The sequence below is a fragment of the Marinicauda sp. Alg238-R41 genome (assembly GCF_947331485.1).
Classification (GTDB): domain Bacteria; phylum Pseudomonadota; class Alphaproteobacteria; order Caulobacterales; family Maricaulaceae; genus Marinicauda; species Marinicauda pacifica.
In genome coordinates this window covers 771,403-796,611 of record NZ_CAMZOJ010000001.1, presented here as the reverse complement: position 1 = coordinate 796,611, position 25,209 = coordinate 771,403, and the positions used below count along the sequence as shown (strand labels likewise).

Here is a 25,209-nt window from a genome sequence, read left to right as displayed (position 1 = left end):
GCGTGCTTGTTTGCGCGCCCGTGTCGGCTAGTCTTGCCTGATCGAGATAACTTGAAGGGGGAGCTCATGGCCCGGAAAACGGCATTTCTCATCGGTACGGCCTGCGCGGCGATCACGGCCAGCCTGACGGCGACCGGGGCTGGACTGGCCCAGGACGCGCCGATCGTGCAGCCGGGCGCCCCCGGTGAGGCGGGCCGTCAGCTGAGCGCGCAGGAAGCGGTGCAGATCGCGGCCAACCGCTACTCCCAGGACGATGTCGACTTCATGCAGGCCATGATCCTGCACCATTACCAGGCCGTGCAGATGGCCGATCTCGTGGCGGACCGCACCAGCACGCCAGAACTGGTCGCCATCGCGGGCCGGATCGACGCGTCCCAGGCCGACGAGATCGCCTTCATGCAAGGCTGGCTACGCGAACGCGGCGAAGCGGCGCCGGACCCGGCGGCCGACCCCCACGCCATGCACCACGAAGCGCGCCACGAGCAGATGGCGGGCATGGCGACGCCGGCCGAAATGGAGGCGCTGGCCGCAGCGAACGGCAGCGAGTTCGACGAACTCTTCCTTGGACTGATGATCGAGCACCATAATGGTGCGGTGGAGATGGTCGATCACCTGCTCGAGCAGGGCGGCTCGGCCTACGATCCGGTCCTGTACGACTTCATCAACGATGTGCACAGCGAGCAGCAGGCGGAGATACGGCGCATGGACGCGGTCCTCGCGGGCCTGTCGCAGGATCCGCGCAATGGACTTTCGCCGGGCTTCCGCGATGCAGGCGAGGCGATCTCGAACCTTGACCTTGTGGCGAGCCTGCCCAAGCCGACCGGCTTTTTCGACACCGAGAACCCGGCCGGCCTGCCGCCGGAAGTGAGCTCGGAAGACAGCGATGACGCAAACGAGAGCGAGGAGGCGGCAGAAGAGAGCGAAGAGGAGGCCGAGCGCCGCTTCTCCGAACGCGCGCCCTTCTTAAGCTTCTCCAATACCGATATGGCGTTTGCCGGCGACCTGATGGCGGTCGGCAATTATCACGGCTTCAATCTCTACCGGCTGGGCGCGGACGAGGCGCCGCAGCTCATCAGCTCGGTGGTGTGTCCCGGTGGCCAGGGCGATGTCTCCATCGTCGGCGACCTGCTGATCGTGTCGGTGCAGGATACACGCGCGCGGATCGATTGCGGCCGCCAGGGCGTGAGCGAGGAGGTAAGCGAGGAACGCTTGCGGGGCCTGCGCATCTTCGACATCAGCGATCCCGTGGCGCCGCGTCAGGTCGGCCTGGTGCAGACCTGCCGCGGCTCGCACACCCATTCGGTCGTCTCCAGCGACGAGGAGACCATCGTCGTCTACAATTCGGGCACCAGCTCGATCCGCGACGAGGAGGAGCTGGCCGGCTGCGTCGCCGGACAGCCGGGCGACGAGGAGACGGCGCTGTTCTCCATCGACGTCATCGAGATCCCCGTGGCCAACCCGGGCGCCGCGCGCATCGTGGACAGCCCGCGCGTCTTCGCCGACGACGAGACCGGACGCATTGCCGGCCTGTGGGAAGGCGGCGATCACGGCGAGGACACGCAGACCACGCGCCGCACCGACCAGTGCCACGACATCACGGTCTTCCCCTCGCTCGACCTGGCCGCCGGGGCGTGCTCGGGCAACGGCATCCTGTTCGACATCACCGATCCGCGCGCACCCCGGCGCATCGATGCGGTGGTCGATCAGGGCTTTGCCTACTGGCACTCGGCGACGTTCAACAATGACGGCACGAAAGTGTTGTTCACCGACGAATGGGGCGGAGGCGGACGCCCGCGCTGCCGCGCGCACGATCCCGACACCTGGGGCGCGGACGCGATCTACACCATCAATGACGGCGGGCTCGACTTTGCCAGCTATTTCAAGATCCCCTCGGCCCAGACCGATGTGGAGAACTGCGTCGCCCACAACGGTTCGGTGATTCCGGTGCCGGGCCGCGACCTGTTCGTGCAGTCCTGGTATCAGGGCGGGATCTCTGTGATCGATTTCACCGATGCGCAGAACCCGGTGGAAATCGCCTTCTTCGACCGCGGGCCGATCGACGAGGACATTCTGGTCCTGGGCGGCTACTGGTCGAGCTACTGGTATGACGGACGCATCTACGCCAGCGAGATCGTGCGCGGGCTGGACGTCTTCGCGCTGGAGCCGAGCGAGTACCTCTCGCCGAACGAAATCGCGGCGGCTGCGCTGGCCGATCAGGGCGAGGCGTTCAATCCGCAGCAGCAGATGCCGGTGACCTGGCCGGACCATCCGGTGGTGGGCCTGGCCTATATCGACCAGCTTGTGCGCGCCGAGGCGCTTTCGCCCGATCTGGCGGCGGCCCTGACCGGCGCCCTGGAGCAGAGCGCGGCCCAATGGGAGTCCGGATCGGACGACCCGGATCTCGCCGCGCAATTGCGCAGCCTCGCCGATGATCTGCCCGCGCCAGAGGCCGGGAGCCTTACGGCACAGCGCACTGCCGCCTTGCGCAGCGTAATCGACAGCGTGGCGCAGGCCGTGCGCTAAACTCTGCCATAGAGCCTATGAAGAGCGCCGCGATCCATCCCGGATCGCGGCGTTTTTCGTGGGTGAGCAGGCAGGCATCGAGGAGGTGCCAGATTCCGACTGGCGCCCGATATAACGCATTGCGTTATATGACGATATGCGTTATATTCTCTTATGATCCAGAGCTTCGGCGACCCGGAAACGGAATTGATCTGGTCTGGACGCCGGAGCCGGAAGCTGCCGCCAGATATCCAGTCGGTAGCGTTGCGCAAGCTGCGCATGCTCAACCAGGCGCGCACCCTGCAAGACATGCGCGTGCCGCCCGGCAACCGGCTTGAGGCCCTCAAGGGCGGGCGTAAGGGACAGCACAGCATCCGGATCAACGATCAGTGGCGCATCTGCTTTGAATGGCAGACCGGAGGACCGAGCAATGTCGAAATCGTCGACTATCACGACTGAGCTTTTAGCGAACCCGCATCCCGGCGAGATTCTGCTTGAAGAATTCCTCAAGCCCATGGCTCTCAGCCAGAATGCGGTGGCGCGCGCCGTTCATGTGCCGCCTCGCCGGATTAATGAAATCGTCCTGGGCAAGCGGGCCATAACCGCCGACACCGACCTGCGCCTGGCGCGCTATTTTGCCGTGTCGGAAGGCTTCTTCCTCGGCCTGCAGGCCGATTATGACCTCATGGAACGCCGCCGCGAAATCGAGGGCGATCTGAGCACAATCGAGCCGAGGGCAGCGTAAGAGGCGCATCAAAAGACGGTCGGGCGCATGGGATGCAGGACCAGACGCGAACTTTGCGCGCTGGCCTCTCAGCTCCTGACCCTCGTCAGGAAAAGCGAGATTGTCTTCGTGTCCGACCGCCTCATTGTCCCAGAATCCCGCCCTGGCGAGACACTTCAGCTTTCAGCCGGGATACGCGCGATGACCTTGATCTCGAAGTCGAAGCCGGCAAGCCAGTTGACGCCGACGGCGGTCCAGTTCGGATAAGGCGCCTGGGGGAAGGCCTCGCTCTTGGCCTCCACCACGGCCGGGAACTGGGTTTCGGGATCGGTGTGGAAGGTTGTCACGTCCACGATGTCCTCCAAAGTGCACCCGGCCGCCTTGAGCACCGCTTCGAGGTTCTGAAACGCCAGTCGGACCTGACTCGGAAAGTCCGGTTCGGGCGAGCCGTCAGGGCGGCTTCCGACCTGACCGGAAACAAAGAGGAGATCGCCGGAGCGGATCGCGGCGGAGTAGCCGTGCGCTTCGTAAAGGGCGTGGCGGTCTTTTGGAAAGATGGCATCGCGCTGTGGCATGGTCTGGTCCTTCGTGAGGCCGGGCCGCCCAAGGATGCGGAATGCACCCGGGAGGCGGCGAGAATTTCGTGCGCGCGCCGGATCGTGATATACAGCGCGTATGTCAATTATTCAGATACGTCCCGTATGTCAAATTCACATGCGTTTCGTATGTGAATGAAAAAGGGAGATGACGCTTGGCTGCAAGCCGCCGGACCGAAACGATGGAAGCCAACCGGGCGAGGCTGGTCTCGGCCGCGCGGCGCGCTTTCGCCGCGAAGGGCTTCGCCGCCGCCTCGATGGATGAGCTCACGGCCGATGCGGGCCTGACGCGCGGCGCGCTCTACCACAATTTCGGCGACAAGACGGGCCTGCTGGCCGCCGTGGTCGCCGAGGTCGACGCCGAGATGGCGGAACGCGCCCGGGAGGCGGCTGCCGCCTCGCCGAGCGAGTGGGAGGGGCTGCTGGCGGAAGGCTCAGCCTATATCGAGATGGCGCTGGACCCGGAGGTGCGACGGATCGTCCTGCTGGACGGGCCGGCCTTCCTGGGCGACCCGTCACAATGGCCGAGCCAGAATGCCTGCCTCGGTCTGACGAAGCAGGCGGTGGCCCGCTTGATTGCCTCAAACGTCCTGAAGCCCGTCGACGTCGAAGCCGCCGCCCGCCTCTTGAGCGGAGCCGCGCTCAATGCCGCCCTGTGGGTTGCCGCCAGCGATGATCCGCACGCCGTCCTTCCCAAGGCCGTCGAGGCGTTCCGCCTGATGGCAACAGGCTTGCTGAAGGACGCGGATACACACTCCTGAAGATCGGAGTGGCCGTTTTCCATACGAGCGAGGTGTTCGCCCGCCAGCGGTAAAGGTGGGAGCTTCCTCGCGGACCGCCGACGCGAAATCGATGAAAACCTCGGCGATATTCCGAATAATAGCCGCGGCTGAAGATCGTTGAGATTAGATTACTCATTGATCATCTCCCATCCGGTGACTAGCGGGGTCAACTCCGCCGCGGTCGCATTAACATCGATCAGAAATTCCGATTCGTCGGTGCACAGGGGAACGACCCGTATGACCGGACGCTCTCTCGTCTCGCTCTCGAAATAAGCAAGCGTACACAGATCTTCACTCATCCGTGCACTGATGAGACTGGTATTTCGTCCATTGAACGCGTCGGCCGGTACGGTTCTAAGGATACGAACGCCATCGTCCCGGGACTCCAGAGTCAGCGTTTGGGGGAGGCCGAAAAACTCGCCTCCGCGCATCACAGGCTCGCCGCTGTGATAAAACAGACGCTGTCCAGCGACCGTATCGATAAGTCTTGTGAATTGTGACGGAAACTCAGATACCGGGGCCGGGGAAATCGCCGGACCATCCCCGCGGGAAACCGAGACCTGCACGCCGTATTCGGCGCCACTATGAGAGAACCGATCCACGCTGCGTGCGAATTCGGACGCGTCGCTCGGCAACTGGGCGTAAGAAGTGTAGAATATACGGTTACTTGAGCTAGCAACCCTAGGACCGACGAAGCCCGCCCAGTTTGATGGAAAGATGAGATGTCGTCCATCTATGTCAAATATCATTGGAAAGTTGACATTACCCATAAATATCGCGTTTGTCGGCTGCCATCGCTCCCCGGCTACAAGATCGACGACAACCGGTTGATAGCTGGCCCCGTCCCGACCAGCGTATTCCGGAGAAACGCCCGATGTGCCGGTCGAGGTTTCCCACGGCGCAGTCTGCCGGAAGGCTAGCAGGCGCCCGTCTGGAGAAAAATCCGGCGAAACTGGCGCATGACGCGGCGTCACGATCCGGTCGACCAGTGCGGCATCGAGATTGAGTAACCAGATCTCTCCCAATCCCTCGCGGGGCATGGCGTGGACCGCAGTGGCGATGACGTTCTCCACTGGTGAAAAAGCGGGCTGAAGAAATTCCAGCGTCTCAACCGGGTAACGCAGCCGCCAGCCGACCCCGGTCTGGGCTTCGAACAGATACAACTCGTTGTGCGGAAATTCCGGACGCGCCATGACGATCCAGCGCCCGTCGCGCGACAAAGAAAAACTGAGATCGGTAGATGAGCCCTCCCACTTCCCGGCCAGCAAGGCTGGCGCCGCTTCCGGGTCGTTCCACCGCGGAGCTCTTGGGTAGGGGCGGGCAAAAAGCTCGAAAAGTGTATCAGGCGGTGTCCGGTCGTGTGTGATCCAGTACGACCCCTGGCGTCGCAGCTCACCGCGCGTAATCGCCTCCTGATACGCTCGCTCGTGGAGCGCCAGCGCTTCTTGGTGTGTCATCCGATCAGCGTCTGGGATGGGCGGCTGGGCCGGGATCTGTCCCTCGGCCGCGGCGGCGAAAAGCGCGGCGAGCGCGCCCAGGCAGAGGAGCAAGGCGCGCACCGCGTTCACCGCCCGCCTCCGTCAAACCGGCCTGCCCGCTCTTCGGCATCCCAGGCCTCCAGTGCCGGTGGATAGTTGGCGAGCGCCGCCTGCATGAGAACCAGAAGCGCCTCGGTTTCGCGCGCGGGATCGTCGATCCATTCGCGGTACAGTCGGTATTGAGCTTCCGGAAGCCCGCCCCGGCGCACGGTGGCCGGCTCGACCACCGGCGTACCGCCCGCACGCGGGCGAAGCTGGTAGGACATCGCCTCCTCGCCCTCCAGCGCCGCGATCACGAGCGCGTCCATGCCCTGGCTACGCTGTTCAGAATCACCCGATTCCAGAGCTTCGATCGCGTAGGCGTAAAGCACGTAGGCATTGGGGGCATAGGGCGATACCCCGCCGCCAGCGACGCGCTCCGCTTCCTGCTCCAACTCCTGGAAAGACAAAGTCTCCAGCGCCTGCAGATGCGTCTGGCTCATTTCCGCCGACCAGCGCGATCCGGTTGTCTCACACCCGATGAGCAGGATCGCAAAACATAGGCTCGCCAGAATTTGTTTCATTCCACCTCTCCATCGCTCAGCAAGCTTCGATACACCGCCCTGCCTCGAACCGCTCGCGATGGCGCGACGACACCCCGCTTGAGACAGGCCGGGCCGTACGCTGCCTGCATCGCTCTGCGCGCTAGAATTCGCGCGTGCGGGGAGTTTGCGCGGGGTGGGGCGCACTGGCAAGGGAGATGAGGTTTTCGGTCGGGATGCGCCGTCATCCCATCCTTCGAGGCCCGGCTTTGCCGGGCGCCTCAGCAACCGTGTTCTTCAGGGCGACATCAGGACATTGCTTTTAGAAGCCCGGTTATAGCGGACCTCCAGCCCCCTCCCTCATGCTGAGGCGGCCGCGCAGCGGCACTCGAGGAGGGCAAGCGGAGGCGTCTCCCTCCTCTTTCCCGGCGAAGGCCGGGATCCAGAGAGCATAGGGCTCCGCGCGTCCTCCCTGGGTCCTGACTTTCGTCAGGAAAGAGGGAGGAAGGAAGGAAAGTGGGCGGACGGCGGAAAGGAGGGAGAGGGAAGAGCGAGGAGAGAGCCACCCCGCGCTTGCCCGGCATGGCGAAATTTCGCGGCCGGTCTCACGGATGCATTGACCTGGGGGGAGAAAGACCGGACTGTCTCGCGATGTAACATTATAACGCGAAAAACCCATGAATGCTGTCGATCTGATGACCGGGCAATGGCTCGATGAGGCCGGTATCGGACGCGGGCTGCGCCTGCTGGATATCGGATGCGGTCCCGGGGTCGTGACAGAAATGCTGGCCCGCCGGGTCGGGCCGGACGGGCATGTCTGGGGCGCCGACATCGATGCAGGCATGCTCGACGTGGCGCGCAGGCGGCTTGACGCGGCCGGTCTGTCAGACCGGGTGGACCTCATTCAGGCCGGGTTCGACGCGGCGCCGGAGGACGCGAAGGGATGGGACGGGGTAGTCGGGCGCCGGGTGCTGAAATACCAGCGCGATCCTGTGGCCGCGCTCAAGGCACTATTCCCGGCCCTGCGTCCCGGCGGCCTCGTGCTCTTCCACGAACACGACATGGTGACCGCCGACGATCCGCGCGCCGATCTGCCCCTGCATCGCACGGTGCGGTCCTGGCTGCGCCGGATGCTGGAGCATGAAGGCGCGCATCTGAACATGGGACACGATCTGCACCGGGCCTTCACCGAGGCTGGCTACAAGGTGGAAAAGGTGGAGGCGAGGGCCAACGTGCTGACACCGGACAGCAACTATCCGATCGCGCAGATCATTGCCGGCGTGATGCCCCGGCTGGAGCGGTACGGGATCGTGAAGACCAGTGAAGTCGATACCGAGGCGCTCGATCACAGCCTCCGCCAGGAGCGCTGCCGCGCCGGCACCACCCTGGTCTGGGAGCTGGTCTTCTGCGGCTGGGCGCGCAAACCGGCCGATTGAGCCAGCCCGGTGCATCCGGACACGGCTGGAGCCACCGCGCCTAATCCCCGCCAGCGCCTGACGCGCTACACTGCGCGCCGGCTCTTTCTCAATTTGCATCCATCCGCAGGCGGGCTCCGGCAGGATGAGAGTCGTGGTAGTAGTAGGAGTCGCCTCCTTGCCGGTTTCGACTCTCAGCGCGCCGGAAGAAAGAACGGCACTCCGGCACGCAGGCGCTTGTCTTGCGGCCGGGATCACGCCAGCCGCATGAAGATTATGTGGCAGGTGCGCGGGCCCGGTGTCCGGCCATTGCGCCGCGCGCTGGGTCGGTTAAACCGCACCCCATGCTCACGATCTCAAATCTCGACTATCGCATCGGCGCGCGCTCTCTGTTCGAGAACGCCTCCGCGCAGGTTTCCAGCGGCTGGAAAGTCGGCCTGGTCGGCCGCAACGGTACGGGCAAGTCGACCTTGCTGAAGCTGATCCGCGAGGAGATCGAGCAACCCTCCCCGGATTCGGCGATCCGCCTGAACAAGGGCGCGCGCATGGGCTGGGTCGCGCAGGAAGTCGAACCCTCCGACGAGACGATCCTGGACGTGGTCCTGGCCACCGACCTCGAACGCCACGCCCTGATGCAGGAAGCCGAGACCGCGCTCGACCCCGACCGGATCGCGGAGATCCACATGCGGCTGGCCGATATCGATGCCTGGTCGGCCGAGGCGCGCGCCGCCGACGTGCTGATGGGGCTGGGCTTCAGCGATGGCGATCTGTACCGCCCGACGCGCGAATTTTCCGGCGGCTGGCGCATGCGCGCCGCCATTGCGGGCGTATTGTTCTCCGAACCCGACCTGTTGCTGCTGGACGAGCCGACCAACTATCTCGACCTGGAGGGGGCGGCCTGGCTGGAAAGCTATCTGAAGAAATACCCGCACACCGTGATCGTGGTGTCGCACGACCGCGAGATGCTGAACCGGTGCGTGACCCACACCATGGCGCTGGAGCACAAGCAGCTCTCCATCTCGCCCGGCGGCTATGACGCCTGGCTGAAACTGCGCGCGGCCAAGACGGCGCTGCTGGAGAGCCAGCGCGCCAAGCAGGACGCCGACAGGGCGCACTTGCAGGCCTTCATCGACCGTTTCCGCGCCAAGGCGTCCAAGGCCAGCCAGGCCCAGTCGCGCGTGAAGATGCTCGAGAAGATGACGGAGATCACGGTTCCGCTCGAGGAGCGCACGACCCCGTTCTCCTTCCCGACCTCGACCGACAAGCTCTCCCCGCCTTTGCTCCAGCTGCGCGACGCTTCGGTCGGGTATGGCGAGGACGCGGTGATCCTGTCGGGTGTCGATCTGCGCCTGGACCCGGAAGACCGCATCGCGATCGTCGGTGCCAACGGCCAGGGCAAGACGACGCTGGTCAAGTCCATCGCCGAACGCCTGACGCTGATTTCGGGCGAGCGTACGGCGCCGCGCTCGCTGCGCATCGGCTATTTTTCGCAGGACCAGATGGATGAGCTGAGGCCCGGCGAGACGGTGCTCGACCATGTCCGCGATGCCCTGCCCGACGGCGCGCCGGTGTCGAAACAGCGCGCCGCCGCCGCCGCGATGGGGTTCGCGCACGAGAAGGTCGAGACCAATATCGAGAAGCTGTCCGGCGGCGAGAAAGTCCGGCTGCTGCTGGGCCTGATGGCAATGGAGAAACCCCACATCCTGATCCTGGACGAACCGACTTCGCACCTGGATATCGACAGCCGGGAAGCGCTGATCTACGCGCTGAACGACTATAATGGCGCCGTCGTGCTGATCACCCACGACGTCTACCTGGCCGAGGGGACCGCCGACCAGCTCTGGCTGGTCAAGGACGGACGCGCCTCGCGCTATGACGGGGACCTCAACGATTACAGGAAGCTCGTCCTGCAGGCAGACAAGCGGCAGGTAAGCGCCTAGCCTCCGTCCCGCGCGGCGCAGGCCGGATCCGCATTTACGCCGACATCGATGAACCATTGCGCTCCGGCTTCACGCCGGCGGCGCACCCATTCGTTCTGCAATTCGAACATGCCGGATACCGGATCGGTGCCGGCCAGCGGTCGGTCGCCGAAGCGAAGATAGGCTTCGTCCTCGGAATAGGGCCGCCAGGCGGCAGCGCCGTCGCTTTCAGGCGAGCCGCTGGCCGCGAAAGAGACCCAGTAGTCGATCATGGACGCAGACAGGGCGCGCGCGCCCTCGCCGTCCGGCGCGGGCCAGTTCGGCGCAAGCGCGGCATCCTCGCGCACCTGGCCGAACACGTAAGGCAGGTCGCTGGCGTGGAAGGCGCAGAGATCGCGGGCCCGGGCCGCATCGCTGCAATGATCGAAGATATAGAGATAGGCCGGCAGGCCGTCGCGCGACTGCTCGGCGACCAGGCGCTCTACCGCCCAGCCATAGATGGCATCGCGGAAGGTATCCAGGGTGGACTGGTGCAGGTCGCTGGCCGGATAGAGGCGCAGGAAGTCGTCGGCAAGATCGCCGTAACCGCACCGGATCGTCTCTTCATAGGCGGTTGCGCTTTCGGGAATGGGCGGCAGCAGGGCACGCTGCGAGCGCAGTTCGCCGCTGTTGAACCCGGCCAGAAGCGGAACCCGGGCCTGGCGGCCCTCTTCCAGCGCATCGAGAACCTGGACCGGCAGGGACCAGCCATCGATCGTGCCCTGGCTGATGAAGCGCTGCCGGGTGGACGCATCGACCAGCGCCTGGGCGCCCATGGCGCGCAGATCCTCGAGCGTGGGCGCGTCCAGCGCCTCGCCCAGGTGCTGTCCGATGGCCTCAGCAGAAGGCAAGCCGAATGCGGGCCGGGACAGCTCGGGCACGGCGCGGATATTCGGGCTTTGCGCAATCGCCTTGTCAAAAAGGCCGGAAGCCAGCGGACTGGTCATCAGATAGGTCACGCTGAGCGCCCCTGCAGATTCCCCCATGATGGTGACATTGTCCGGGTCGCCGCCGAACGCCTCGATATTCTCCTGCACCCAGCGCAAGGCTGCGATCTGGTCGAGCAGTCCGTAATTGCCCGAGGCCTGGCGAGGCGACTCTGCGGTGAGTTCCGGGTGGGCAAGCCAGCCCAGTACGCCGAGACGGTAGTTGATCGACACCAGCACGACGCCGCGCTGGGCGAGCGCCGCCCCGTCATACATTGGCTGGGCGCTGCCTCCGATGCGCAGCGAGCCGCCATGAATCCAGACGATGACCGGCGCCTCCTGGGCGCGGGCGGGCGCCCAGACATTGAGTGTGAGGCAATCTTCAGACGTGGCGTGAGGCGGATCGGAATAGAGGCTGGTGGGAGGAATGGCCGGCTGGATGCAGGCCGGACCGAAAGCGTCCGCAGTGCGCGTTCCGTCCCAGGCCGGGGCCGGTCCGGGCTCGCGCCAGCGCAGATCGCCCACAGGCGACGCCGCATACGCAATTCCCTTGAAGACAGTCAGCCCCTCGCGCCTGACCCCTTCAAGACGGCCCTGCGCGATCTCCACGACAGGGGTCTCCGAGACCGGGGTTTCCGAGGTCGGGGCTTCCAGATCGGGGTTAGCGGCCTGCACCTCGCTGCCGGGCGCGCGGGCGCATCCGGTCAGAGACATCAGAAGAACCGCGCAGGTCAGGGTCAGCACCGGGCGGATTTCGGCAGGTCGGTCCAGCATGGCAGGCCTCAGATCAGAACACGTTCGACCAGCCGCTGAAACGCGGCCGTCGTCTCGGACACGGCATCCCCGGAAACACAGCGCGCATCGTCCTCGGCCACATGGTGGAAGCGATGGACGCCGAAAACGCCGGCAACCGGCGCGTAGCCGGCCTCGATCACATTGCTCAGCTCGCCGGCCGAGAGCGTCTCGCTGGAGTAAGGGCCCTCCAGCCCGGACAGACCGGCAAATTCCTCCCGGGCCGCAGGCAGCAGGGGCGGGCTGACCACGAGATAGCGCTGCGAATCGGTGCCGGGCAGCGGCATCAACCCGCCAACGGCTTCGTGCCAATCGCGCGCGGCTAGGTTGGCTCCCAGATGGAGCCAGAACGCGGTCTCCTCCGGAGACGGGGCAACCGAGTGCAGCAATTCCTCCGCGCCCAGATACTGGTATTCGTGGCCGCTATTGCAGACAAAGGCGAGATCGTACTCAGGCGCCGCGCGCACGGCCCAGCGCGCCAGGTGGAGCCATGCGGCAATCCCGCCCCCGCGCTCGCCCGCGCAGGTAAACCAGCCCGAGCGCGGCGTGGACACGACCAGCCAGCGGCCCCGCCCGCGGTCGAGCCGTCCGGCCAGGTTGAACGCGCGCCGCCGGCCACCCTCGCCGGTCACGGTCAGCGTGACGTCGCGCCCGTCGATCGCGGCGGCCAGGAAGGGCGCGGCATCTTCGGGAGCCAGCAAGGCGACTGGGTTGGGATAAAGCGGCTCGCGGCCATCGGTATTGAGCGCGATGATCTTTCCGGTCGGCCCGTTCGTGACGATGACGCAGGCCAGCGCCCCGCCCTCGAAGGCCCGCCCGACCGGCGTGGCGACCCCGGGCCAGAACATCGACGACCAGCGCGCGTGGGACAGATCGACGAGCGCGATCGCGCCGTCCAGCGGCCGCTGCGCCAGACCCTGCGCATCCACGCGCACGATGGGCGCCGTCACTCCTTCGGCGGGCGTCGTCTGTACGATGGGCTGAGGCCAGACGGACGCTCGCGCCGTGCCGTCGCTGAGCTCTGCGCGGACGCTTTCAAACCAGGGCGCCGAGAAATACTGGCGTTCCGTCTGGAAGCCGGCCTGGGCCAGCTCGGCCTCCAGCCAGGCGCCGCAGGCGTCATCCCCCGGCCCGCCCGATTGCTTGTTTCCGAACGCGATATAGCGTTGGAGATCCTCGGCGGCCCGGCTGCCCTCGTTCCCCTGCGCAGCGGCGCGGGACGTACCGGCAGCAGCGATGATGGGCGCGGCCGCCGAGGCGGCCAGGAAGTTGCGCCGCGTCGTGCCGGCTCCGCTGTGGAAGGTGTCGGCCCGATCACTCATCGATATTCCTCCGGAACGTCTCGGGCAGGAAGAGGAGTCCGACAATCGCCGTCATCGCCGCGATCAGCACCGGATACCAGAGCCCGAAATGGATGTTACCGGTCGCAGCGACCATCGCGAAGGCCACCGTGGGCAAAAATCCACCGAACCAGCCATTGCCGATATGATAGGGCAGCGACATGGACGTGTAGCGGATGCGGGCCGGAAACAGCTCGACGAGCATGGCCGCGAGCGGCGCATAGGCCGCGGTGACCATCAACATGATGGCCACGATGATCGCGATGACGAGTGGCCGGTTGATCTTGGCCGGGTCGGCCTCGTCGGGATAGCCGGCGGCAACGAGCTCCGCTCCGACCTCCTGCCGGAACGCGTCGATCTGCGCGGCTAGCTCCGCCTCGCCAAGCGCGGCCGGGTCGGGCGCGGTGATGACCCGATCGCTGATCGTCACAGTGGCGAGCGTGCCGGCCGGTGCTTCAGCATTGGCGTAGTTGATGCCGTTGCGCGCGAGATACGCTTTGGCAATGTCGCAGCTGCTGCTGTCGAACGTGTTCCGGCCGATCGGGTCGAACTGGATCGAGCATTCGCCCGGAGCCGCAGTCACCGTGACCGGGGCCTCCCGAACCGCCTGGGCCAGCTCGGGATTGGCCGCATGGGTCAACGCCTTGAACAGGGGAAACAGGGTCAGTGCGGCCAGAATGCAGGCGGTCATGATGATCTTCTTGCGGCCGATCTTGTCGCTGAGCCAGCCGAAGAAGACGAAGGTCGGCGTCGCGATGATCAGTGCAATCACCAGCAGGATGTTGGAGGTCGCCGGATCGACGTCTGCGATCCGCTCCAGGTAGAAGAGCGTGTAGAACTGGCCGGTATAGCCGATCACCGCCTGACCGGCGACGCCGCCGAAAAGGGCGATCAGGATCAGCTTAAGGTTTGACCAGCGCCCGAAGGCTTCAGCCAGCGGCGCTTTGGACGTGGTGCCTTCGTCTTTCATCTTCTGGAAGGTCGGGCTTTCCGCGAGCTGGAACCGGATCCAGAGCGAGATCACCAGCAGGAAGATCGAGAGCAGGAAGGGCAGGCGCCAGCCCCAGTCGGAAAAAGCCTCCTCTCCGAGAATGGCGCGCAGGCCGATCACGAAGAGCAGCGCGATGAACAGGCCGATCGTGGCGGTGGTCTGGATGAAGCTGGTAAAGAAGCCCCGCTTGCCCAGGGGGGCGTGCTCGGCCACGTAGGTCGCCGCGCCCCCATATTCCCCGCCCACCGCGAGGCCCTGAAGCAGGCGGAGGGCGACGAGAATGATCGGGGCGGTAATCCCGATGGCATCATAGCTAGGCAGGAAGCCGACCGCGAAGGTCGACAGGCCCATCAGTCCCATCGTGACCAGGAATGTGTTCTTCCGGCCCACCATGTCGCCCACGCGCCCGAAGACGATCGAGCCGAGCGGCCGGATAGCGAAGCCCGCCGCAAACGCGGCCAGCGCCAGGATGAAGGCGGTCGTCTCGTTGACACCGGAGAAGAATTTGACGGAGATATACCCGGCCAGCAGGCCGTACAGATAGAAGTCGTACCATTCGAACATGGTACCGAGTGACGAGGCCGCGATGACCTTGACGTCGTTCGAACTGAATTTGTGCGCGGCTGGCGCCTGCGTGTCGTCGGCGGCCATGGGCCTGTCCCTCCCCTGTGTCGGGAGCCATTGCCGGTCTGTCGCCGGCATTCGGCTCGTATAAGACGGCGCGGGACGAGCAACCCTCCTCCCCGCGCCGGATTTCATTCGCTCACACGTGAGTTAATACATAAACCGCACCGCAAGCCAAGCCGCAAGGCGTGGAGTTTCAGATTTATCGAGACCGCTATTCGGGCCGGTTATCGCAGATCGTCTTAAGGCCGCCGGCCATGAACCGGGCCATGCGCGCCTTCACCGCGGCGTAGTCGTCGGACTTGCACAAGCCGCCGGACAGCTTGTCGATACGGCCGGTCCGCGCGAGGGTGACCATCAGGGCCCCGCTGACGAAATGATAGCCCCAGAAGATGTCTTCTTTCGACGCGTCCGGGAGCGCCTTGCCAAGAATCTCGATGAGGCGCAGCACGACCGGGTCGAAATGCTGGTCCATCATCTCCGCGCCCCATTGCGGGGTATTGGCGATCTGGGCGCTCAGCGCGCCGTAATTGCGCCAGCCATCCCCGCCTTCGATATAGAGATCCAGATCGGTATCCAGAAAGGCGCGCAGCGCACCCTCGACGGTGGGCTTGCCTCCAGACGCCTTGTCGTAAGCGTCGAGCGCCTTCATCCGGCGCTCGCTGGTAACCGCGGCGCGCCGCGCGAACACGGCGTCGAAGAGCTCCTGCTTGTCGGCGAAATAGTAGTTCAGCAGCGTGTGATGAACGCCGACGCCCTTGGCGACATCCTTCAACGTAACGCCATACAGGCCGTGACGAGAGAACAGATACTCGGCCACATCGAGAATCTGCTCGATGGTCTCGGCGCGCTTTTCCGCCTTCGTCTGACGCTTTCGCTGAGGTTTGGACTCTGCCGCCAAGATCAATCCTTTCCTGGTCTTCACCTCTCGGTGTCAGGGTATTAGCCTTGTCATAGAGCGTTGACGACGCACCGCACAACCGGCTTTGCCAGAGCTTGCGCCGCACCGCACAATTCATTCAAGCCCTGTAGAGACACCTGTCGCAAGACCTTCCGGTGCGAGCCCGCAAGCGCGAAACAATAAATTACCTAGAATCTTATTCACACGCTTGTCAGTTAATATCTTTTGTGCGTAGGCTTTCCTCATAACGATCAGGTCGGCATAGACCGGCCACCCAGGGGAGGAAATAGCTATGAAGACCATACTGCGCGCGACCGCGTCTGTGATCGCACTTGCCGCTTTGCCATGCCCGGTTCTAGCCCAAGAGGCCCCGGAGCCGTCAGCCGACACCACTCCCAATCAAGCCCGCACGGGCCAGAGCGATGTCATCGTCGTGACCGCCACCCGCCGTGAAATGAATGTCCAGGATATCCCGATCAGCGTCACGGCGTTTTCTCAAGAAGAGCTCACGATCAAGGGGATTGTCGGGTATGAGGGCCTGGCCCTCGAAACCCCCGGTGCGGTGCTCAACAAGCCGACCGCCAACTTCAACACCTTCTCGGTGCGCGGAATCGCAACCAACGGCTACGGCGCGAATCTTCAAAATACCGTGGCGGTGTATATCGACGAGCTGCCGATCTCGGCCAACGGCAACTCCACCCAGCTCGATTCCACGCTGTTCGATGTGGACCGCGTCGAATTCCTGCGCGGCCCGCAAGGCACGCTGTTTGGATCAGGCTCGCTCGCCGGCGCCGTCCGCATCCTGACCAAGAGCCCGGATCTCAACGATTTCGATGCTGAAACGCTGGTCGATTTCGGCATAACGGAGGGCGATTCCTTCCGCCAGCGCTATAACGGCATGGTCAACGTGCCGATCGTCGAGGACAAGCTGGCACTGCGAGTCGTGGGATTCTACCGCGACGAGGAAGGCTGGGTCGAGAATATCGGGACAGGCGTGGAGAATGCCAACACGCTGGAGGCCTATGGCGGCCGGGCGATCCTCCAGTGGGAGCCGACCGACGAGCTCTCGCTACGTTTCATGGCGCTGCACGAGACGAGCGAGCCGGAGGATTCCCAGCTCATCAACCCCAATCTTGGTGACGACCGCGATACGCGGCGCACGCGGCGCCCGGACATTTACGCCGGCTATCTGGATTCCTACAACGCGACGCTGGACTATGATTTCGGCTTCGCCAATCTGACGAGTTCGACCACCTACTCGCTCTACGACCAAAAATTCATCATCGATCTGGACGCCACGTTCGGCGGCGCCGTGCCCTTCGCACTCGACGCGCTGGCCTATGACGATGCGTTCGTGCAGGAAATGCGGCTGGTCTCAGCAGAGGGCGGACGGTTCGACTGGGTCGCCGGCGCATTCTATTACTACAAGCGCCGCGACGTCGATTTCAACTATCGCTCGTCGCAGGACTTCCTGGATGCACGCGGGCTGACCGGGCTTCCTGACGAATACTACTCGCGCAGCAGTACCCATGCCATCTCGCACGAACTGGCGGCCTTCGGCGAGCTGACCTACCGCTTCTCGGACAATTTCTGGCTCACGGGTGGGCTGCGCTACGGCGCCCTCGATGTTCAGGGCTTTGCCGAAGGAAGCGGCTATACCAGCAACTATCTGACCGCAGCACTGACCGGCTATTCCGGCCCGCTGACCGTCACGCCCAACGTTGCAGCCACCGGCGAGGAGGGTACCGAGGAGGGGCCGTCCTACAAGTTCAGCGCCTCCTACCGCCCGGTCGACAACATGACCGTGTACGCCACCTATTCGACCGGCTTTCGCGCGCCGGTGGTCAACGCACGCGGCGGCCTCGCGAGCACCGTGGATCCCACCGACATCGTGATCCCGGACGGGGCCTCATCCGACGAGCTGGAAAATTACGAGATCGGCGTGAAGGGCAACTGGTTCGACGGCAGGCTGAGGGCGAATATCGCGGCCTATTACATCGAATGGAGCAATATCCAGGTCCAGGCCAACCGCGTTTCGGACTCCGTCCAGTTCGCCACCAATATCGGCGGCGCGACCAGCCAGGGCCTTGAGTTCGAGGTCGATGCAACCCTGTTCGAAGGCCTCAATCTGGGTCTTAACGCGTCATTCAACGACAGCGAGGTTGACGACCTGACCGCTCAGGAAGCCGCAATTTCCGGGGCCGTTGAAGGCGTGCAGCTTGCTTTCCCCGAATTCCAGGGCTCGATCTATCTGAACTATACGTGGGCGCTTTCGCCGACCGTTCAGGGCTTCACCTCGATCAACGCGCGCCACGTCGACGGCTTCCCCAACCAGTTCCCCTACGTGCCGGGGCGGCCGGGTGTACCGGCGCCGACCTACTCTCCCACCGAGTCCTATCAGAGCGTGAACGGCACGCTCGGCGCATTCTTTGGCGATCACCTGACTGCCACGGTCTATGTCGAGAACGCGTTCGACGACGATTCTCTGATCTACGCCCACCCGGAAGCCTTTGCGGATGCGCGATCCAGCACGTTGCGCCCGCGCACCGTGGGTATCCGTCTCAACTACCGCTACTGATCCATGCCCGCTGGTATCACACTCTCCCGCCAAGCCGGTCCGTCCCGGCGACTGCCGCGCTCCCGAAGCGGCTGGACGGACCGGCCTGGCGGGGGCCAGAGCAAAGCACCGCCGCGAGGCACGAACCGAAGGAAGCATCCATGATACGCCTCTTGCGCAGCGCCAGTGCCGCGGTCGGCCTGGCTTGTCTCGGCTCTGCCTGTGCGGGCGCATCCGACTCAGGCCATGTGCTCGTCGAGGCTCCGGCCGGCCCCGTCAGGGGCGTCACGCAGGACGGGCTGGAGATTTTCAAGGGCATACCGTTCGCCGCACCCCCGGTCGGCGAGGCACGCTGGGCCCCGCCGACCGCGATGCCGGCCTGGGACGAGGCCTATGACGCGACGGAGTTCGGCCCCGGCTGCATGCAGCCGGGCTGGGTGTCGCAGAGCATCTACACCGACACGCTGCCGCGCCTGGGCGAGGACTGCCTGAACCTCAACATCTGGGCCCCGGCCGAGGCGAGCGGTGCGCCCGTCGTCGTCTGGATTCACGGAGGCGCCCTGGTACGCGGCGCGAACAGCCTGGGCCTCTATGACGGCGCGTCCTATGCCGAGCGCGGCGTGGTGTTCGTCTCCATCAACTATCGCCTTGGCGTGCTCGGATATCTGGCCCATCCCGAGCTGAGCGCCGAGTCGCCGGACGGTGTGTCCGGCAATTACGGCCTGCTCGACCAGATCGCGGCGCTTGAATGGGTGGAAGACAATATCGCGGCGTTCGGCGGCGACGCGCAGAATGTCACGATCGCAGGGGAATCGGCCGGCGCGCTCAGCGTCACCTATCTGATGGCCTCCCCGCTGGCGCGCGGACTGTTCGACAAGGCGATTGCGCAGAGCACCTATACAATCTCCACGCCGGCCCTGAGCGAGGCGCGTTTCGGAGCGCCGGCCGCGGAGACCGCGGGCGCGGCCCTGGCCCAGGCGCTGGGTGCGGAGGATGTTGCAGATCTGCGCGCGATGGACGCGGAGGCCCTGGTCGAGGCGGCCGGGCGCGCCGGATATCTGGCGTCCGGCACCGTGGACGGCGTGGTGCTGCCCGATCAGATCGTGACGATATTCGACCGGGGCGAACAGGCGCCGGTCCCGGTGATCGCCGGATTCAACGCGGGAGAAATCCGCTCCCTGCGCCGGCTCATGCCGCCCCCGCCCGCCGACGAGGAGGCCTATGAGGCCGCGATCCGGCGCGGTTATGGCGAGCTGGCCGAAACCGCCCTGGCGCACTATCCGCCGAGCGATATCGAGGAAAGCATGCTCGCGACGACGCGGGACGCCATGTATGGCTGGTCGGCCGAACGCCTCGCGCGCGATCAGTCTGAGATCGGCCAGGCCGCCTACTACTACTATCACCACGGCTACCCGGCCGCCGAGGAGATGGGGCTGCACGCCTTCCATGCGAGCGAGCTGCCCTACATGTTCGACAATCTCGACCGCCTTTCCGAGCACTGGCCCGCGCCGCCGGACACGCCGGACGAGCGCGCCCTGGCCGATGCGATGACCGATTACTGGGTGTCGTTCGCACGCGACGGACACCCTGCCGCCGAAGGCCAGCCGGCCTGGCCGCCCTATAGCGAGAATGAGGCCTACATGCTCTTTGACGACGCCCCGCGCGGCGGCCGGACCGATCTGCTGCCCGGCATGTTCGAACTGCACGAGGCGGTAATGTGCCGCCGCCGGGCGGCCGATATCGGGTGGCACTGGAATGTCGGCGTCATCGCGCCGCCCCTGCCCGCGCCGGTGGCAGACTGCTCATGACCGACGGCAGCATGCAGCATTATGCGCTGACCCTGAACCGCTTCCTCGACCACGCCGCCAAATGGCACCCCGATGCGCAAGTCGTGACGGCGGGCGAGGGCGGCGTGAGCAGCCGGACCGGATATGGCGCCCTCAGAGAGCGCGCCAGGCGCCTTTCGGCCGGTCTGGCCGGCCGCGGCGTGCGCTTCGGCGACCGGGTCGCGACGCTCGCCTGGAATACCCAGGCCCATGTCGAGGCCTGGTACGCCATCATGGGCATGGGCGCGGTCTGTCACACGCTCAACCCCCGGCTGACGGCCTCCCGGCTCGCCTCGATGCTGGACCAGTCGGGCGCCCGCATTCTCATCGTGAGCGCCGATCTTGCGCCGCTGGCCCAGATGGTCCTGGCGGGTGCACAATCGGTGTCCCAGCTTCTCGTCATGGACGGCGCGCCGCCGGACCGGAGCGAGGATCGCCCGGACCTGTCGATCGACAGCCTGGACCAGGTCATCGCCGAAGCCGGCGAAGAGGTGGCGTGGGGCGATTTCGACGAATCCTCACCCTCCGGCCTGTGCTTCACCTCGGGCACGACCGGCGACCCGAAAGGCGTCACCTACACCCATCGCGCCTGCTATCTTCATACGCTGCGCCAGTTGCAGGCCGAGGTGATGGGCATCGTCTCGACCGACGCGGTCCTGACCGTGGTGCCCATGTTTCACGCCAATGCGTGGGGCCTTCCCTTTGCCGCGCCTGCTGTCGGCGCAAAGCTCGTCCTGCCGGGACGCGCAGCGGACGGGGCGAGCCTGGCCCGCCTCATCCGTTCAGAACAGGTCACGATGGCCGTGGGCGTTCCCACCGTCTGGCTCGGCCTGGTCGAACATCTCGAACAGACCGGCGAGGACGTCCCCTCGCTGGAGCGCGTGATGGTCGGGGGCGCACCGATGGCGCCGGCCCTGATGGACCGGCTCGAACGCCGTCTCGGGGCGGTCGTGCAGACCACATGGGGCATGACCGAACTCTCCCCGCTGGGCACGGCGGCGGCGCCCGCGGATCCGCATCGCGATGCGGCCAGCTCAGGCCGTCCAGCCATCGGAATCGACCTGCTCCTGACCGATGCGGACGGGCGCGCTCTGCCCGATCAGCGTGACGGCGAGGGTCATCTGCGCGTGCGCGGCTCCGCCGTGATCGAACGCTATTTCGGGCAGAGCGAGCCGGCCACCGACGAGGATGGCTGGTTTGATACCGGCGATCTCGCCCGCATCGACTCTCACGGCAATCTCTACATTACCGGGCGGTCCAAGGACCTCATCAAGTCGGGCGGGGAATGGATCAATCCGTCCGAGATCGAGGCGCTCGTCTCGGCCCTGCCGGATGTGTCGCAGGCCGCCGTAATCGGGCGGCCCGATCCCAAATGGGGTGAGCGGCCCGTCCTTCTAGTCGAGCTGATCAAGGCGAGCGGCCTCAGCGATGAGGCGCTGCTGGCTCCGCTGCGCGGACAGGTCGCCTCCTGGTCAATTCCCGACGAGGTCGTGCGCCTGCGCGACATGCCGGTCGGGCCGACCGGCAAGATCGACAAGGTGCGGCTGAGGGCCGAACATGGCCAGGCACGCGAGGCCGGGAGCACGACCCCCAGGCAACGCGCCCTGCCCTGACCTGAAACGTCCGCAATGAGAGCGGTGCCAGCCCGGAGAGCGCCCTCTCCTCCCTTCGGCGCCGCGTCTCATTGCAGAGGAATGATCAGGCGAAGGCAGGCGCCCTCGGCGTCGCATTCCCAGTCCGGGGTGGCGCCAAGCTGTTGCGCCAGACCTTCGATGAGAGACATGCCCGTGCCCGATACCGGCGTGGCGTTCATCGCCTTTTGCAAGCCCGGGCCATTATCGGTGAGAACGACCTCGACATGCCCGTCATCGACCCGGCTCAGGCTCAGGTTCAACCTACCGGCCCGGTCATTGAAGGCGTACTTGAAACTGTTGGTGACGAACTCGTTGACGATCAGCCCCAGCGGGGTCGCGAGGTCGGCGGCAACGTCCACCTCCTCCACCTCGATCTCCGAGGTCACCGATTTGCCGTCGTCGCGCTGCAGCTGAAGCAGGTTTTCCAGGAGCTTCTGAAGATAACCGCCAAGCTCGATCCGGTCGATCTCTCCGCTGGAATAGAGACGCTCATGGACGAGATGCAGCGTATCCATCCGGTCGGCCACGAAACGCAGTTCGTCCCGGGCAGCCTGGCTGTCGGTCTGGCGCTCGCGAACGCGCACGAGCGCGGCGAGCGTTGCCAGATTATTCTTTACCCTGTGCTGCAGCTCGCTCATCAACCGGCGGTTCCTGTCGAGGGCGTCGCGCAGGGAATGAGCCTTGTGCAAGCGGTCGATCACAGGGCCCAGGATTGCGCCGTAGGTTTTCAGGCACTCGATGTCGACGTCGTCGAAATTACGCGGGCGCGTATCGTCGACTTGCAACAGGCCGTAGGGCTTTTTTCCCGGCAGAAAGATTGGAATGTTGACCATGGCGACGACGCCCGCCTTCTCCAGGAAGTGGGGGAAGACGAAGCGGGTTTCATGGGCAATATCCCGCGTCACCAGAGGCGCGGCGTGCTCGATCGCATAGCTTTCTGAAGAGCGGTCGGACAGCGAGACGGTCGCCTCGCCAACCACGCCGTCTTGCCAGCCGACACCGGCCACGACGCGCGCCGAACCATTGCTGTGCTCGATCTCGACGATCTTGGCCAGCGGGGCATCGAGCGCCTCGGATATGAGGCGGCAGGCCTTGTCCAGGACCTCGTAGAGATCGTCACAGGCCACCGCGAACTCGCCGAACTCAGCCAGCACGCGTTGGCGCCTGATCATGTCATCGTGGCTCATCATGTCCATTCCCCCTTTCAGGAGCGGCCCGAAATGCCGTGGTGCTGCGTGTGACAGCATCGAACTTGCGACCGGCTCGCCGGTTCCGGAAGAGCGGCCAGGCAAGAGCGCAAGTCACGCTCGGCCGCGGCTCCAGACAAGACGCACGATGAGGGCGATCCTCAGGGGGTTCGATCCGCCGGCAGCTACCGCTGACGGTGAACAAGCACGAAACGAGGTCAGGCCCGCCTCCACCATCTCCCGGGCGAGGTCGCCGCGTCTTGCCTGACCTGGCCGAAGAAGGTGGCAACCTCGAGCACACGCCAATCGTGAAGCGCCATGTTCGCCGGTCCATTGCGCGCCGGGGCAACTGGCCAGAACAACTCCCCGGGAAGGCGTTTCGTTTCACCCCCCCCCTTCAGGGTTGCGCCCGCTCGCCCGCCCTCTTCGAGCCGCGGCGGTCAAACCCTCGACACGCATAATCGGCATAACTCGAGACGAAATGGCATATTTTATTCAAGCGCGTAATGCCGCCTTAACCCGTCGCGTAAATATGTTCACTGACTGTATATATCATTCAGGAGATACGAGGATGCAGCTTTCCAATTTACCGGTGATGGGCAAGGTTCTCGTCATCGTAGCCTTGATGAGCGCGGGCGCCGCTGCGCTTGGCGGGCTGGGTGTTTATGGCGCGACTGCATTGCGTCACGCCGTCGATGAGGTCGATGCCGCCGGCGATGCCGCACTGCTGGGCGCAGAGCTGGAGAAGCATGTTCTGGAGCTGAGCCGGGCCGAATTTCGCCTGGCCGCCGACCCCGCACGCTCCGGCGAAATCGAGCAGGATATCGCCGCCACGCGATCAGCGCTGGTCGCCAATCTTGATGCGCTACGCGCCATGTCCTCCGACGAGATCGATGCCCGGCTCACCTCCATCGAGCGGCAGCTGGACACCTATCGCGGCTCGCTGGAAGCGGTGGTGACAGCCGCAGATGCGATCACTTCGATCGACCGGACCGGCGCCGAACAGGAGCTGATCGCTCTAGCCCGCACCTCGCGCGCCAATGCCGCCAGCCTGCGCGAAGAGGTGGTTAGCCTGATTGCAGCGTTCGATACGCGTGCGACGACCGAGAGCGAGGCAGCCGCCGCCCTGGCCGACACCACCCGCATCACACTGATCCTCGGCGCAATGGCCGCCGTGATTGGGGGCCTGGTCATCGGGGCACTGATCGGGCGCCAGGCCGTGGCCCAGCCGCTCAAACGAGCGATTGGCCGGGTCCAGGCCCTCGCGGGAGGCGATCTGGACACCGCGATCTCCGAGACCGATCGCAAGGACGAGGTCGGGGCCCTGAACAGCGCCCTGGAGATTTTCCAGGCCAATATGCGCGAACAGGCCAGACTGCGTGCCCGGCGCGAGCGGGAGTCCCGCCGCAAGCTGGAACAGGCCGAGGCCCTGGAAAAACTGACCGCCGAATTCGAGGATCAGATCGGTGAAAGCGTGGCCGCGCTGGCGTCCGCTTCGGAGGAATTGCGCGCCACAGCCAGCTCCATGGCCGCAACCGCCGAACAGACGGCCAGCGAGAGTGCCAGCGTCTCCGCGTCTACCGAGCAGACCAGCTCGAACATCCAGATGGTCGCCTCGGCCACGGAGGAGTTGACCAGCTCGATCAAGGAAGTGGGCCACCAGATCGGGCGTACGTCCCAGATTGCAGACCGGGCGGCGAAGAAGGTCGCCGAGGCCATGGCGGGCATCTCCGATCTTGAAACCTCGTCGAGCGAGATCGGCGCCGTACTCGACCTCATCTCCACGGTCACCGAGCAGACCAAGCTGCTGGCGCTGAACGCCACAATCGAGGCGGCCCGCGCCGGAGAGGCCGGCAAGGGCTTTGCCGTGGTTGCAAGTGAAGTGCGCCTGCTCGCCGAACAGACCGAGAAGGCGACCGGCGAGGTAACGGCCAAGATTGCCGACATCCAGAACCGCACCGCGGAGGCCGCCGAGGCGGTCCGCGAGATCGACACGGTGGTTGCCGAGGTCAACGAGGTCTCCACGGCCGTCGCCGCTGCGGCCGAAGAACAAGTCGCTGCAACGACCGAGATCAGCCGCAATGTCAACGAAGCCGCATCCGGATCAGAGGCGGTCTCGGCCTCGATTTCGGGACTGACCGAAGCGTCGGAATCCACCTCCAGTGCCGCCACTCAGGTCAGCGCCACGGCGCAGAGCGTCGCCGAGCGGTCCTCGGGCATCCGCAACCAGATCGCCGACTTCCTGCGCGAAGCGCAAAAGGATGACGATGACACCGGCGAGGATGAGGATCGAGGCGCCGATATCCTCCCGCTGAAGAAACCGGGACTGAGGGCCGCCTGATCGTCTCGGCCGTCAATCCAGATGCCGGCAGGCACAAGGCGCGCGGGGCATCGG

18 protein-coding genes are annotated in these 25,209 nt (G+C 65.1%); 10 read left to right on the top strand and 8 right to left on the bottom strand.

The annotated features are described in order from the left end of the window. The first annotated feature begins 66 nt into the window (after window positions 1-66). From PGP17_RS03685 to PGP17_RS03675, 3 genes are all read left to right on the top strand, one after another. Window positions 67-2,523: a DUF305 domain-containing protein gene (locus PGP17_RS03685; protein WP_270374291.1), complete on the top strand. Its 2,457-nt coding sequence runs from the start codon at window positions 67-69 to the stop codon at window positions 2,521-2,523. 153 nt (window positions 2,524-2,676) lie between these two features. Beyond that, window positions 2,677-2,961, top strand: a complete 285-nt coding sequence (locus PGP17_RS03680; protein WP_270374290.1) for a type II toxin-antitoxin system RelE/ParE family toxin — start codon at window positions 2,677-2,679, stop codon at window positions 2,959-2,961. Next, complete coding sequence (locus tag PGP17_RS03675; protein WP_135945398.1) at window positions 2,933-3,247, top strand: HigA family addiction module antitoxin; 315 nt, start codon at window positions 2,933-2,935, stop codon at window positions 3,245-3,247. Before PGP17_RS03680 ends, PGP17_RS03675 begins: the two co-directional genes overlap by 29 nt. Before the next feature lie 155 nt (window positions 3,248-3,402). Here PGP17_RS03675 and PGP17_RS03670 read toward each other — a convergent pair whose 3' ends face one another. Further along, window positions 3,403-3,801 (bottom strand): RidA family protein, encoded by a 399-nt coding sequence (locus tag PGP17_RS03670; protein ID WP_270374289.1) that lies wholly within the window; start codon window positions 3,799-3,801, stop codon window positions 3,403-3,405. A gap of 203 nt (window positions 3,802-4,004) precedes the next feature. Here PGP17_RS03670 and PGP17_RS03665 point away from each other — a divergent pair, with 203 nt between their 5' ends. After that, window positions 4,005-4,583, top strand: coding sequence for a TetR/AcrR family transcriptional regulator (locus PGP17_RS03665; RefSeq protein WP_442915132.1), 579 nt, complete (start codon window positions 4,005-4,007; stop codon window positions 4,581-4,583). A gap of 149 nt (window positions 4,584-4,732) precedes the next feature. Here the strand turns inward: PGP17_RS03665 and PGP17_RS03660 are convergent, their stop codons facing one another. Both PGP17_RS03660 and PGP17_RS03655 read right to left on the bottom strand, forming a co-directional pair. Further along, window positions 4,733-6,172 (bottom strand): TolB family protein, encoded by a 1,440-nt coding sequence (locus PGP17_RS03660; protein ID WP_270374287.1) that lies wholly within the window; start codon window positions 6,170-6,172, stop codon window positions 4,733-4,735. Further along, a complete protein-coding gene (locus PGP17_RS03655; protein ID WP_270374286.1) occupies window positions 6,169-6,705 on the bottom strand; it encodes a hypothetical protein in 537 nt (178 codons plus the stop codon). Before PGP17_RS03655 ends, PGP17_RS03660 begins: the two co-directional genes overlap by 4 nt. Before the next feature lie 635 nt (window positions 6,706-7,340). Between PGP17_RS03655 and PGP17_RS03650 the strand changes: the two genes are divergently transcribed. Next, complete coding sequence (locus tag PGP17_RS03650; RefSeq protein WP_270374285.1) at window positions 7,341-8,099, top strand: methyltransferase domain-containing protein; 759 nt, start codon at window positions 7,341-7,343, stop codon at window positions 8,097-8,099. Between the two features lie 323 nt (window positions 8,100-8,422). Then, the gene (locus tag PGP17_RS03645; protein ID WP_135945401.1) at window positions 8,423-10,018 is read left to right on the top strand and encodes an ABC-F family ATP-binding cassette domain-containing protein; all 1,596 of its coding nucleotides are present in this window, start codon (window positions 8,423-8,425) and stop codon (window positions 10,016-10,018) included. Here PGP17_RS03645 and PGP17_RS03640 read toward each other — a convergent pair. The 4 genes from PGP17_RS03640 to PGP17_RS03625 form a co-directional block, all read right to left on the bottom strand. Then, window positions 10,015-11,736 (bottom strand): carboxylesterase/lipase family protein, encoded by a 1,722-nt coding sequence (locus PGP17_RS03640; RefSeq protein ID WP_270374284.1) that lies wholly within the window; start codon window positions 11,734-11,736, stop codon window positions 10,015-10,017. The genes PGP17_RS03645 and PGP17_RS03640 overlap by 4 nt on opposite strands. An 8-nt stretch (window positions 11,737-11,744) precedes the next feature. Continuing rightward, on the bottom strand, window positions 11,745-13,076 hold the full coding sequence (locus tag PGP17_RS03635; RefSeq protein ID WP_270374283.1) for a hypothetical protein: 1,332 nt from the start codon (window positions 13,074-13,076) through the stop codon (window positions 11,745-11,747). Continuing rightward, complete coding sequence (locus PGP17_RS03630) at window positions 13,069-14,736, bottom strand: MFS transporter (RefSeq protein ID WP_270374282.1); 1,668 nt, start codon at window positions 14,734-14,736, stop codon at window positions 13,069-13,071. The genes PGP17_RS03635 and PGP17_RS03630 overlap by 8 nt, the downstream gene beginning before the upstream one ends. 187 nt (window positions 14,737-14,923) lie before the next feature. Continuing rightward, window positions 14,924-15,610 (bottom strand): TetR/AcrR family transcriptional regulator, encoded by a 687-nt coding sequence (locus tag PGP17_RS03625; RefSeq protein WP_135945405.1) that lies wholly within the window; start codon window positions 15,608-15,610, stop codon window positions 14,924-14,926. 292 nt (window positions 15,611-15,902) lie between these two features. Here PGP17_RS03625 and PGP17_RS03620 point away from each other — a divergent pair, with 292 nt between their 5' ends. The 3 genes from PGP17_RS03620 to PGP17_RS03610 all read left to right on the top strand — a co-directional run bounded on the left by PGP17_RS03620 (window position 15,903) and on the right by PGP17_RS03610 (window position 21,606). Then, window positions 15,903-18,188, top strand: a complete 2,286-nt coding sequence (locus PGP17_RS03620; protein ID WP_270374281.1) for a TonB-dependent receptor — start codon at window positions 15,903-15,905, stop codon at window positions 18,186-18,188. 140 nt (window positions 18,189-18,328) lie between these two features. Further along, window positions 18,329-19,975, top strand: coding sequence for a carboxylesterase/lipase family protein (locus PGP17_RS03615; protein ID WP_270374280.1), 1,647 nt, complete (start codon window positions 18,329-18,331; stop codon window positions 19,973-19,975). Beyond that, a complete protein-coding gene (locus PGP17_RS03610; protein WP_270374279.1) occupies window positions 19,972-21,606 on the top strand; it encodes an AMP-binding protein in 1,635 nt (544 codons plus the stop codon). Before PGP17_RS03615 ends, PGP17_RS03610 begins: the two co-directional genes overlap by 4 nt. A gap of 68 nt (window positions 21,607-21,674) precedes the next feature. Here PGP17_RS03610 and PGP17_RS03605 read toward each other — a convergent pair whose 3' ends face one another. Next, window positions 21,675-22,817, bottom strand: coding sequence for a sensor histidine kinase (locus PGP17_RS03605; RefSeq protein WP_270374278.1), 1,143 nt, complete (start codon window positions 22,815-22,817; stop codon window positions 21,675-21,677). A gap of 568 nt (window positions 22,818-23,385) precedes the next feature. On the opposite strand from PGP17_RS03605, the gene PGP17_RS03600 reads away from it, so the two are divergent. Next, window positions 23,386-25,155: a methyl-accepting chemotaxis protein gene (locus tag PGP17_RS03600; RefSeq protein WP_270374277.1), complete on the top strand. Its 1,770-nt coding sequence runs from the start codon at window positions 23,386-23,388 to the stop codon at window positions 25,153-25,155. Window positions 25,156-25,209: the final 54 nt, after the last annotated feature.

Coding starts and splice junctions, on each gene's coding strand:
- PGP17_RS03675 (WP_135945398.1), top strand. CDS start 2,933: ATGTCGAAATCGTCGACTATCACGACTGAGCTTTTAGCGAACCCGCAT.
- PGP17_RS03685 (WP_270374291.1), top strand. CDS start 67: ATGGCCCGGAAAACGGCATTTCTCATCGGTACGGCCTGCGCGGCGATC.
- PGP17_RS03635 (WP_270374283.1), bottom strand. CDS start 13,076: ATGAGTGATCGGGCCGACACCTTCCACAGCGGAGCCGGCACGACGCGG.
- PGP17_RS03655 (WP_270374286.1), bottom strand. CDS start 6,705: ATGAAACAAATTCTGGCGAGCCTATGTTTTGCGATCCTGCTCATCGGG.
- PGP17_RS03665 (WP_442915132.1), top strand. CDS start 4,005: ATGGAAGCCAACCGGGCGAGGCTGGTCTCGGCCGCGCGGCGCGCTTTC.
- PGP17_RS03650 (WP_270374285.1), top strand. CDS start 7,341: ATGAATGCTGTCGATCTGATGACCGGGCAATGGCTCGATGAGGCCGGT.
- PGP17_RS03670 (WP_270374289.1), bottom strand. CDS start 3,801: ATGCCACAGCGCGATGCCATCTTTCCAAAAGACCGCCACGCCCTTTAC.
- PGP17_RS03610 (WP_270374279.1), top strand. CDS start 19,972: ATGACCGACGGCAGCATGCAGCATTATGCGCTGACCCTGAACCGCTTC.
- PGP17_RS03630 (WP_270374282.1), bottom strand. CDS start 14,736: ATGGCCGCCGACGACACGCAGGCGCCAGCCGCGCACAAATTCAGTTCG.
- PGP17_RS03620 (WP_270374281.1), top strand. CDS start 15,903: ATGAAGACCATACTGCGCGCGACCGCGTCTGTGATCGCACTTGCCGCT.
- PGP17_RS03680 (WP_270374290.1), top strand. CDS start 2,677: ATGATCCAGAGCTTCGGCGACCCGGAAACGGAATTGATCTGGTCTGGA.
- PGP17_RS03605 (WP_270374278.1), bottom strand. CDS start 22,817: ATGATGAGCCACGATGACATGATCAGGCGCCAACGCGTGCTGGCTGAG.
- PGP17_RS03600 (WP_270374277.1), top strand. CDS start 23,386: ATGCAGCTTTCCAATTTACCGGTGATGGGCAAGGTTCTCGTCATCGTA.
- PGP17_RS03645 (WP_135945401.1), top strand. CDS start 8,423: ATGCTCACGATCTCAAATCTCGACTATCGCATCGGCGCGCGCTCTCTG.
- PGP17_RS03640 (WP_270374284.1), bottom strand. CDS start 11,736: ATGCTGGACCGACCTGCCGAAATCCGCCCGGTGCTGACCCTGACCTGC.
- PGP17_RS03615 (WP_270374280.1), top strand. CDS start 18,329: ATGATACGCCTCTTGCGCAGCGCCAGTGCCGCGGTCGGCCTGGCTTGT.